Genomic DNA, 1,119 nt, shown 5'->3' with positions numbered 1-1,119 from the left:
GATCCTATCGTTTTAGTGCATGGTTTCAATGGGTTTACAGATGATATTAATCCTTCAGTGTTAGCTCATTATTGGGGCGGTAATAAAATGAACATTCGCCAAGATTTAGAAGAAAATGGTTACAAAGCTTATGAAGCAAGTATAAGTGCTTTTGGAAGTAACTATGACCGCGCAGTTGAACTTTATTATTATATCAAAGGCGGTCGTGTAGATTATGGTGCAGCACATGCAGCAAAATATGGACATGAACGTTATGGAAAAACATACGAAGGAATTTACAAAGACTGGAAGCCAGGACAGAAGGTACACCTAGTTGGACATAGTATGGGCGGTCAAACGATACGTCAACTAGAAGAATTACTGCGTAATGGTAATCGTGAAGAAATAGAGTATCAAAAGAAACATGGTGGCGAAATTTCTCCACTATTCAAAGGTAATAATGACAACATGATTTCATCAATTACTACTTTAGGAACACCACATAATGGTACACACGCATCAGATTTAGCTGGTAATGAAGCTTTAGTGAGACAAATCGTATTTGATATCGGTAAAATGTTTGGTAATAAAAATTCAAGAGTAGACTTCGGGTTGGCTCAATGGGGTCTAAAACAGAAGCCAAATGAATCATATATTGATTATGTCAAACGCGTTAAACAATCTAATTTATGGAAATCAAAAGATAATGGATTTTACGATCTGACGCGTGAGGGTGCAACAGATTTAAATCGTAAAACGTCGTTGAACCCTAACATTGTGTATAAAACATACACTGGTGAAGCAACGCACAAAGCATTAAATAGCGATAGACAAAAAGCAGACTTAAATATGTTTTTCCCATTTGTGATTACTGGTAACTTAATCGGTAAAGCAACTGAAAAAGAATGGCGAGAAAACGATGGTTTAGTATCCGTTATTTCTTCTCAACATCCATTTAATCAAGCTTATACAAATGCGACGGATAAAATTCAAAAAGGCATTTGGCAAGTGACGCCTACAAAACATGATTGGGATCATGTTGACTTTGTAGGACAAGACAGTTCTGATACAGTGCGCACAAGAGAAGAATTACAAGATTTTTGGCATCATTTAGCAGACGATTTAGTGAAAACTGAAAAG

The 1,119-nt window shown here is 36.3% G+C and carries 1 pseudogene; it reads left to right on the top strand.

From position 1 onward, the window contains the following. A pseudogene (lip1, locus tag IDG60_RS15320) lies at positions 1–1,119 on the top strand (YSIRK domain-containing triacylglycerol lipase Lip1); the annotation flags it as partial.

It is taken from the genome of Staphylococcus sp. EG-SA-2 (assembly GCF_017152085.1).
This window is presented reverse-complemented; position numbering and strand designations above follow the sequence as displayed.